Genomic DNA, 10,679 nt, shown 5'->3' with positions numbered 1-10,679 from the left:
CCACCACCGTCGCATACCACAGTTAAAAAACCATGTACTGTCTTACACAGAGTCCACAGACTTTCGCCCCATTTCAGAAGCCCGATTCCGTGTGTCCCACGGTACGTTGACCGCCTATAAGTAGTCATGCAAAATTAATTACCTGCCCGATCGAGCTAAAACCCTTACGGGGCAATGATCGTCATGTGTAAATAATTTTGCCTAGGTACTTAGCTTCTTGTACTTGTTGCGCGCGACTTTTTACCCGGCCAAGCTTTTCTGGTCGGAACCCCCTAAGCCGAGTTTTCAAGGCTTCGGCCGTGAGCTCAGCCGAACGGTGCTGCGCCGTCCACTTGGTTTTCGAGACTGGCCTTTTAATTCTAACGTAAAGCCAACCTAGAACGGCGGGGTTTCAGACCCAAAATTTCCGATGAGTTTACCCTAAGAAAATATGCCAATTTCATTCAGAGTAGAACTAGCTTACCAATAATCGGCTATGAGTGAGCGCGGTTTTTTCTGGATTTATCACCGGGGTTAGTGTAGTTCAAACTGGTATTACTTACCCAAGTTTTGGTTATCTGGTCAATAAAATACCGAAATATGCAAGAAAACGCAACCGCCGAGAATGTTTATAAGTTTTCTAGTACCTTATCTCCTTCCGATCCAAGCTATGTGGATAGAAGGGCTGATCTGGAACTGTACCAAGCTCTGATGAACAGTCAGTATTGTTATATTTTCAATTCTCGCAAAATGGGCAAGTCGAGTTTGACGGTACGCATCCAAACTCAAATTGAAGTCCAAGGAGTAGCCTGTTCCCGTATAGACTTAAATGAATTGGGGACATCAGTAGATCAATCTAGCTGGTATCATTCCTTAATTATTGAAATTGCCGAACAATTAAAACTAAACATGACGGATTTAGAATCTTGGATTGCCAGTCAATCTGTTTCTAATGTTGGGTTACTTAGACAGTTTATTAAAGAAATTTTATTGATAAAAATTTCAAACAACATTGTTATTTTTATTGATGAAATTGATGTGGTTAGAAAACTACCCTTTGCTACTGATGACTTTTTTGCTTACCTTAGGTCTTGTCATGAAAAGCGAGTCATTAATGCAGATTTTAATCGTATTTCATTTGTTTTAATTGGCACGGCTACCCCCAATCAATTAATTCAGGATAGTCAAAGAACTCCTTTCAATATTGGTAAAGCAATTGAATTAAATGGACTGTCGTTAGAAGATAACTGTCAACCCTTGATGCAGGGACTAGAAGGGTTGGGTGTTTCCCCTCAAGAAATTCTACAAGAAATTTTTAGCTGGACTAATGGTCAACCTTTTCTAACTCAAAAATTGTGCTATTTAATTGCCAAGTTTAAAGTTACAATACCTCGGTCTCTCTTATCAGCCTGGATGCGAGATTTTGTTTATAAACACATTATTGATAACTGGGAAAAAAAAGATGAACCTGCTTTTTTATCAAGTATAAGAGAGCGACTGATTTATCATCCTGATCAAGGATATTTACTAAGGGTTTATGCCAACCTTTTAAAAGGTAAATTGGTGAAAGCTAGTAACACACCAGAACATGATGAATTATTACTATCTGGATTAGTTATCGTCGATAATCAGGGCTATCTTAGAGTGGCTAATGCTATTTATCAGGCAATTTTTAATCAAAAATGGTTATATAATGTATTAGCAGCTAGTCGTCCTTATCAATCGGAAATTGCTAAGTGGGAAGACTCAAATTTTACCGATACAAATTGTTTACTGACAGGTAAAAAGTTAGAGGAATCTAAAAAATGGCAAGAAGATAAAGAATTAGATAGTATCGATTATCGTTTTTTAGCAGCCTCTGAAAGCATTACTCGTCAAAAACAATCTCGTTTATTTATGTTAGCAGCGGGAATATTTACTAGCATTGTTACAGGGTTACTTGGGTTGGGATTCTACCAGTCATGGCTGTTACCTTACTTTTATAAAATTCCCTATACTAAGGAGCCTGAACTATTTAGCCAAGGCGAAAAAAAGCTACTTATTAAACAGGAAAATTTTTATAAAGATCGGGGTATTTTGGCTTTTAAAAATGCTAATTATTTGGAAGCTAAACAGTTATTCAAAAAAGCCTATTTTGCTCATCCTGAAGATGCAGAAACCTTGATTTATTATAATAATGCTATCGCTTATTTAAGTAATAATTATGTGACTTTGGCGGTGGTTATTCCCAGTGGCAAAAAAAATGAAATTTCCCAAGAAATCCTTAAAGGGATTGCTCAAGCACAATATTTATTTAATAGCCAATTACCGACAAGTGCGAATAATTTATTTTTAAATATCGTTATTGCCAATGATAATAATGATGAAAAAGTTGCCAAGATAGTCGCCAAGGAAATCGTTAAAGACCCCAAAGTTATTGGAGTAATTGGACATTATTCTAGTGAAGCCACCTTAGCAGCTTTACCTATCTATGAAAGAGCCAAAATTACTTTAATTTCTTCGACAAGTTCCTCGGATGTAATTGAGAGTGAATACTTTTTTAGAACCGTTATCACCAATGAAAAAATTGGTGAAACTTTAGCTAATTATGCCAGCCAACATGATCTAGATAAGGTAATTATTTTTAATAATTCTAACCAGATTGATAGCCAGGAACTTACTCAAGAGTTTCATCAAGCTTTCCAAAAAAAAGGCGGTAAAATCACTAAAGTAATTGATTTATCATCTTCCCTAGATATTGACGCAGAAGTTTTAAAAGCATTTTCCCAAGATCAAGTTAGAGGAATTGTCTTATTTCCCAGTTTGGAATCAGCTTCTGTGGTAGTAGAATTATCCCATACTCTTGAACAGTTGAATACCAGCACCCCTCCAGAACTGAAAAATAAGCTAGTTCTTTTAGGGAGTCATTCCATGTATGAACATGAAATGTTGGTTGATAGCGGTAAATTTATTAATAATTTAGTTTTGGCTGTGCCTTGGTTTTCCCATCTAATTAAGTCCCAAAATTTTGTCAGAGATGCTCAAGCTTTATGGAAAGAAGATATTAGTTGGCGAACCGCTACCAGTTATGATGCAGCCCAATCATTTATAGCTGCTATTAGAGCCTTGCAATCCCAGAATAAAATTTCTTCAGAGTTGATACAAGAATATTTAGAAAACCTCAATCTTTCGGCCAGTTTGACCTCAGGCAATTCTCTCAGGTTTGTAGATAATGAATCCGAATCTAATCGAGAACCAATTACTGTCAGGGTTAAGAGTAAGTTAGAAGCAAAACTTGAAAACTCAATTCAGTTTCAATTGGAATCTCAACGAGACTAATCAAGCAAGTCGTCAAAATATACTTGATACAAATTGCAACGAACCTCTAGGTTATCATAACTTTTGTGGATCAGTCCCAATCGTTCCAAAAATTGGACAGATTCTCCTTTCATTTGAGCCGGAGTCAGAGCTTTTTTCTGAAGAATTTGCCTAAAAATATTCCGTAGGTTAGCATTACTTTTCAGATATCTCATCAGTAGGAAAAAATGACTTTGAAATGGCTCTCGTCCCTGCAAGGCATCATCTAGAACCTTTTCTAGAGACTTCCCTTCTTGCAATTTTACCAAGATTAACTTAATTAAATAAGGATTACCTCCCACTAAGTTCATGACCTTGTGAACATCTGATAACGTCCAATTAATGCCATTAACTTGAGCGAAAGTGAGAACTTGTTCCGCATTAAAATCCGATAAACTAGCCACATAACCTACACCAATTAAGGGAGAGGCATAAAAATCGTAGTTGCTATAAAATTCCGTTGAATGAATAATAATTAAGCGTAGTTTCCGCCAAGGTTGGGAACGTCTTTCATGCCAACTTCTGAGAATACCACAAATTTCATTACCGATTGTTTCAGTTTCCAAAATTGTATCAAATTTTTCAAAGACAAAAACCAGAGGATTAGCACTGGGTTGGAGAACATATTCCTCTAAATATCGTCGAGTTTTGTGGGCAGGAGTTCCGGGACGAGACCAAAATTTATCGAGAAGAGATTCGTTAATCTTTAATTCTTGGGTAATGGTACGACAAATCGACAGCAGCAAGTCTTCACAACTAAGGGCAATAGTAGCTTTTTCCTCCTCACAATCAATGATAACTGGTTGATAATTATCTTGTTTGAGATGATGGACTAACCAATTAACTAAACGAGTTTTGCCACTATTATGAGGTGCGCGAATTCTTAGCAACGATTGTTCTTGCTGAAGAACTTTGAGACAATTTTCCTCCAGAGGTGGACGTTTTACATAATCCTTAATATATGTCTGATAATCCTGTTGTTTTTCCTCATCTAAAGAGGAGAGAATAGCAGCAATTGCGGGAGATTGATGTTTACTTTTGTTTGCCCACTCTTGATCAAAGCTCCTTAGGTTAGTTAAAATATCATGACCCCGTTGCCAAAAAGTAATTTGAAAAGTACGAATTTTTCCTTGATTATTGAGACGATGATCTTCCAAAATACCTAAAAACTTTTCGTTAAGATATTCCGTCAAAGCATCCCGAATTTGCCATGACTCCAGCTTTTGACCACATTTTTCTGTCAGCATTTCTAAAGCATTAAGTTCGGCTTGAATTTTCAATTTTTTCTCATTAATCCAGCTAAATTTAATAGCCAGATTTTCACAATTATCCACCTCGTAGTTAGCAAACTTTAACAGAGCATTAAGCAGATATTTGGTTCTTTGCCTGGGAATATCCCCATAGGTAACTTTTCTAGACATTTGTTTATTCTCAATTAGTGTGAATATTTTCTCAATAAGTCCAATTTATCGAGGTACTCTAGACAACCTTGACCACATCTCTCAAAAAAATTTTCCGCAAAACCCCGAAGTTCCCCAAGGTTTTTCTCCACCCCCAAGTTACTCAAACTCCAGTCTGGGATAGCAATTGAGGGCAAGAAAAATTCGCCTTTGACTGTGGGTGTACTCACAATGCCATAATCAACCACAACAAGGTTCAGATTTTCTTAATAGTCTTTTTACCCTTGCTATGGCAGCACTTTGACCGATATCTGTCTGGCTATTTTGTGCCGAATTAGACAACTCTACTGGATGACCGACTATGACTAAAATTGCTGATATTGCCTACGTTACCTATCAACATCCGGATTTAGACCTGTGCGAACGTTTTTTGAGGGATTTTGGCCTGATTACCGCAGTTAAAACCGATACAGCCTTGTATATGCGAGCTAGAGGCAAAAAACAGTTTGTCTATGTCGTAGAATGGGGAAAAGAAGCTAAATTTGTCAGTTTTGCCCTAGAAGCGACATCAGAATCCGTCTTACATGAACTAGCCACTTTAGCCTCCGCTTCGACCGTGGAAACCCTGTTCACCCCCGGCGGTGGTCAGCGCATCAAAATTATTGACCCCAACGGTTTTAACCTAGAATTGGTCTATGGTATCGAGGAAGTGGAACCTTTGCCGATTCCTGAACCCTTGCAATGGAATCACGCTAGTCGGAAAACCCGTTTAGGTCGCACCCAAAGGCCGAAAAAAGAACCCGCACCTATTTTACGTCTAGGTCATCTAGCTATTGATGTCAAAGACTTTGAGGAAAGCTATCACTGGTATCAGCAGACTTTTGGCTTAAAAGCAACAGATTTAATTTATTACGGCCATCCCAGTTTACGAGTCGGGGGTTTTCTTCGTTGTCAACGGGGAGAGGAATGGGTTGATCATCACACCATCGCCATGTTGCAAGGTTCTCACCCCAAAGTCCATCATACTGCCTTCGAGGTGCAAGATTTTGACTCTATTAAAATCGGCCACGATTGGTTACGAGAAAAAGGATGGACTCCTGTGTGGGGTATTGGTCGCCATTTGTTGGGAAGTCAAGTGTTTGACTATTGGCAAGATCCTTTCGGTAGCCTCATTGAACATTTTACCGATGGGGATCTTTTTGAGCAAACCACCGAGCCAGAACTTCACGCGGGTGGGTTAGATATTCTCTATCAATGGGGACCGGCGATTCCCGAAAGTTTTTTAGGTTAAACCGTTGAAAACGTCTTATAAAAGGGGTTAGATGATGAATATTGCTGAAATATTTCAAAAAAGACGCTCTACTCGTAAATTTCGCACCGATGCCATTCCCGAAGAAATTTTAGCCGAAATTTTTCGTTTGGGATTCCAAGCTCCCTCTAGTTATAATTTGCAACCATGGCGATTTATAGTGGTTAGAGAACCAGAAAATAAGGCAAAATTGCGAGAATTCGGCTTTGAACAAGATAAATTAGTCGATGCACCCGTGGTTTTAATCTGTTGTGGCGATCGCCAAGTTAACCATCGTGGTTACATTAATCAAGTAATTGAGTTAGGAAAACAAGAGGGGACGATTTCCGAAAAACGGGCCAAGTTCATGCACATGGCCATTCCGCCTTTTTTCCAATTTAAACCCTGTTATCAGTCTCCAGAAGCTTGGAGCAACCGACAGGTTATGATTGCGGTTACTTATCTCATGATAGCGGCGCAAAGCTTGGGGGTGGATAGTTGTCCCCTAGAAGGATTTGTGGCTAAACCCTTGCGCGAGTATTTCCAAATTCCCGATACGGTCGATGTCTGTTGTCTCTTAGCCTTGGGATACGCCGATGAACCCTTGAGCGAGTATGGGGGACGTTTTGGGACTCAGAAGCTCTGCTATGGCGAAATTTACGGAGAAACCTTTAATTTAAGCCCAAATCACCCCTAGAATTCTAGTCACCCCCCGTCACCAGAAACTTTTCCCGGTGCGAGAGGATTAAATCTTTGTCTTCGATTCCATTTAATAATAGGGAGTAAAAAAATGACTCTTTGTTTAGATACTAAGCTTAATTTGTCAGAAATAAGCAGTTTAGTCGATATTATTCGTTATCGCGCCCAATACCAACCCCAAAAAACGGCTTATACCTTTTTAGTCGATGGCGAAACCGAAGAAAAACGCCTTACCTACGGGGAATTATTTCTGGAAGCTCAAACGATTGCCAATAGTCTCCAATCCATTCTATTACCGGGGGAACGGGTTTTATTAGCATACCCTTCGGGATTAGAGTTTATTACTGGGTTTTTCGGCTGTTTATTAGCAGGAGTAGTGGCAATTCCAGTTAATTTGCCCAAGAAAAACCAAAAGATGGCTCGCTTAACTTCTATTCTTAACAATTCGCAAGCAAGCTTACTTTTAAGCACACAATCGGAATTAGACCAATTAAAAAGGCAACTAGACAGAGACATTCCCTTTCTAGCTACGGATAGCTTAATCGGCAAAAGTTTAGCCGAAGACCACCCCACTCAGATAAAAGCAGAGACCTTAGCCTTTTTACAATACACCTCCGGTTCCACGGGGACTCCCAAAGGAGTAATGGTCAATCATGAGAATCTTTTGACCAACCTCCAAGATTTAGATTTAGGCTGGGAACACGATGAAAAGAGCGTTATGGTGACATGGTTGCCAACTTTTCATGATATGGGGCTAATTTATGGCATTTTACTGCCCTTTTATCGAGGATTTCCCTGTTATCTAATGTCCCCAGTTTCCTTTTTACAACGTCCTCTCGGTTGGTTAAATGCCATCAGCAAATACAGGGCCACCCACACTGCCGCCCCTAATTTTGCCTATAAACGTTGTCTTGACAAGATTAAAGAGGAACAGCTGGCGGATTTAGACTTAAGCAGTTGGAAAGTGGCTTTAAATGGCGCAGAAACCGTCAGAATGGAAATTTTGAGCGAATTTGCTCGTAAATTTGCCCCCTGTGGTTTTGAGTTTGCCGCTTTTTGTCCGGGTTATGGTTTAGCCGAGGCCACCTTAAAAGTTGCTGCTGTCAGGAAAAATCAAGTTCCTCAAATCTGCTGGGTTGAAAAAGCCGCTTTAAACCGTCATCAAATCGTTTTTACGGAAAAAAGCCCAAATTCTCAATCCTTAGTCAGTTGTGGACAAACAGAAATCGACACAGAAATTGTCATTGTTAATCCTGAAACCTGTCAACGCTGTCCCTCCCAGCAGGTGGGAGAAATTTGGGTGAAAGGCAAAACCGTTGCCCAAGGCTATTGGCAACATCCCGAAGCTACAGAAAAAACTTTTCAAGCAGTTATCGCCGATACCGGACAGGGTTTTTATTTGCGTACAGGGGATTTAGGTTTTATTCATCAGGGTCAACTATACATCACCGGACGCTTGAAAGACCTGATGATTATTCGCGGTGGTAACTACTATCCCCAGGATATCGAACAGACCGTAGAACAATGCTATCCCGACTTTTGCCCCAGTGGAACTGCCGCCTTTACCGTAGAAATCGAGGCAGAAGAAAAGTTAGTCCTGGTTCAAGAGGTGGAAAGAACGGCAATTCGCCGTTTTAACCAGCAAAAAGCCCTAGAAGCAGTTCGTCGAGCGGTTTTTCAAGAACACGAATTGCAAGTTTATGATATCGCTTTTATCAAACCCGCATCTCTGTCCAAAACTTCTAGCGGCAAAATTCAACGCCACGCTTGCCGTCAACAGTATTTAAACCAGCAACTTCCACTAATTTCATCCCCTATGCCGACGCTAACCCCCCCCCTCAGCAGTCACCAAGCTGACTCCAAAACCGCTAGTCAAGAAAAAACCGAGCAAATCTTGACTTGGTTGCGAGATTACGCCAAAACTCGCATTAATTCCCATCTGATTGATGACCGTCGTTGTGTGCCGCCCTATATTGTCATGGATTTTGGCAATCAAGGACTGATGGGAATGCAGATTCCCGAAGAATACGGGGGAATAGCCCTTAATAATCGCAATTTTTTGCAGGTGATGGAACAATTAGCCGCCATTGATTTAACCCTGGCGACGATGGTCAGTCTCAATAACAGCTTAGGTATCCGTCCGCTGCTCAACTACGGGACTATTTCCCTCAAGCAAGAATTATTACCTCTTTTAGCCACAGGAAGACAATTATCCTCCTTTGGCATGACGGAACCGGAAGCAGGAGCGAATATCGGGGCAATTAGTACCGTTGCAGTGCCGGATGGCCGAGATAAATGGCGAATTCGCGGCCTTAAGCGTTGGAATGGTTCTGCTTGGGCCGGAATGATTAATGTTTTTGTCCGTTTGCTTGATTCGGAAGAACCGGGGAATAACGGTTTGACAGGTTTTCTTGTCCGTCAAGGTACCCCCGGTCTGCGTTTGGGACCTGAATCCCTAACTATGGGATTACGGGGAATTATGCAAAATGCCATCTATTTTGAGGATGTTTTAGTCACTAAAGAGCAATTGCTGGGAGAATTGGGCAATGGCACTGAACCCGCCGACGATGCTTTACTTTATGCCCGTTTAGGTATTGGCATGATGGGAGTTGGCGGCATGAAACGCTGTTTACAATTAATGTTACGTTATGCCAGTCGTCGTTCGATCGCTACCGGTAAATTGCTAGAAAGTCCGATTACTTTAGCCCGTTTTGACCATTTAACTGGGGCTACGGTGGCCTTGTCCAGTCTCTTAAAGTGTATCACCACCGCCTTAGACCAAAAAGTTGCCGTTCCCAGGGAAATGGCCGTTATTGCCAAGATTACGGGGGCTGATTACCTCTGGGAAGCGGCCGATAGTCTCGTTCAGATGCTCGGGGGTAGAGGTTACATGGAAACTAATCTTGCCCCGCAAATTCTCCGGGATGCCAGAGTTTTACGAATTGGCGAAGGTCCTAACGAAAGTTTGAAAATCTTTTTGGGCAAAAGTATCACCCATACGGACAAATTAGGCGAATTTCTGACAAAAGTTCTGGAAGCGCCCGAGATTGCCCTGCAACTCCACACCACTGCCCAATCTATTAATCAGCGTTGTCTCCAGTCTAATCTCTGGGGTGATCGTTCTGCCGCCTTAGCTTGGGCTTATTCTTTAATCGGAGAATTGGGTTGTTACGCCGCTTTAGTAGCAACAACAGCGAAAATAGCCCAAATTCACCCCGGGGAAAAGTACAGTCATGCCCTAGCTTGGAGTCAATTGCAGTTTGATTTATCTGTGCAGAAAGCTCTCCGGGGAACACCCGAAGAAAACTTTGCTTCTTCGGTGGCAACTATCCGCGATCGTATCCTCGATTATACTCAATCTATTGATGATATCGAACAACGTCTAGAGGGTTCCGATTATCAACTCGACGAGTTATTGATGTTGGAACCAGAAGCTAAACAGACTCATCCTCAAGCTGAAACTTCTCTGGTCGAAATTGCTAGTCAACCGCTGCAAGACGGAGTAAATAGCCCCTCTAGTCCGAAAAAGTCCCTTCTTAGCCAACAAACTCCCGAAAAGGTGGAAACGTGGTTAGGTAATTGGTTACACCAGAAATTAAAGGTCAATCCAGCCACTATCCAAACCAGCCAGTCTTTTGCTGATTTTGGCTTAGATTCAATTTTTGCCGTGGAATTAGCCCAAGATATTGCCGATTGGTCGGGAATCCCCGTCGAAGCCACCATTGTTTGGAATTATCCCACTATTGATAGTTTGGCAGAATATTTAGCTAACCAGATTAATCAAAGCAATACGGCGGCTGAATCGGCAAATAATCGAGAAAAAAGCGAAATTTTAGCAGTTTTACCCCAAATATCCGAAGAAGAAATCTCAGCCTTCTTTAGTTAATCGCTGGTGGGGATAGGATAGCTAATTTCCCTTGTCCTATCCCCCACCTCGGAGTCACGGGGACAATTGTGACTATGCCACTAAATTTTTC

Annotated in this window: 5 protein-coding genes; 4 read left to right on the top strand and 1 reads right to left on the bottom strand. The window is 41.0% G+C overall.

Annotated elements, in window-relative coordinates; genetic code table 11:
- Positions 1-579: 579 nt before the first annotated feature.
- A complete protein-coding gene (locus tag EWV66_RS11790) occupies positions 580-3,297 on the top strand; it encodes an AAA-like domain-containing protein (RefSeq protein WP_287107796.1) in 2,718 nt (905 codons plus the stop codon).
- Here the strand turns inward: EWV66_RS11790 and EWV66_RS11785 are convergent.
- Positions 3,294-4,736 carry an AAA-like domain-containing protein gene (locus tag EWV66_RS11785; protein WP_052277742.1) on the bottom strand — a complete coding sequence of 481 codons (1,443 nt, stop codon included), beginning with the start codon at positions 4,734-4,736 and terminating at the stop codon, positions 3,294-3,296. The two genes, EWV66_RS11790 and EWV66_RS11785, sit on opposite strands and share 4 nt — an antisense overlap.
- A 340-nt stretch (positions 4,737-5,076) precedes the next feature.
- On the opposite strand from EWV66_RS11785, the gene EWV66_RS11780 reads away from it, so the two are divergent.
- The 3 genes from EWV66_RS11780 (at position 5,077) to EWV66_RS11770 (ending at position 10,588) form a co-directional block, all read left to right on the top strand.
- The gene (locus tag EWV66_RS11780; protein WP_002732692.1) at positions 5,077-6,006 is read left to right on the top strand and encodes a VOC family protein; all 930 of its coding nucleotides are present in this window, start codon (positions 5,077-5,079) and stop codon (positions 6,004-6,006) included.
- 31 nt (positions 6,007-6,037) lie between these two features.
- A complete protein-coding gene (locus EWV66_RS11775; protein ID WP_002776854.1) occupies positions 6,038-6,700 on the top strand; it encodes a nitroreductase family protein in 663 nt (220 codons plus the stop codon).
- Positions 6,701-6,793: 93 nt separating this feature from the next.
- Entirely contained in the window at positions 6,794-10,588 is a 3,795-nt protein-coding gene (locus EWV66_RS11770; protein WP_287107795.1) for an AMP-binding protein, read from the top strand.
- Positions 10,589-10,679 lie beyond the last annotated feature (91 nt).

This window comes from Microcystis sp. M_OC_Ca_00000000_C217Col (genome assembly GCF_007095585.1).
Classification (GTDB): Bacteria; Cyanobacteriota; Cyanobacteriia; order Cyanobacteriales; family Microcystaceae; genus Microcystis; species Microcystis panniformis.
The sequence above is the reverse complement of the archived record's forward strand: the minus strand, read 5'-3'. Positions and strand labels throughout refer to the sequence as shown.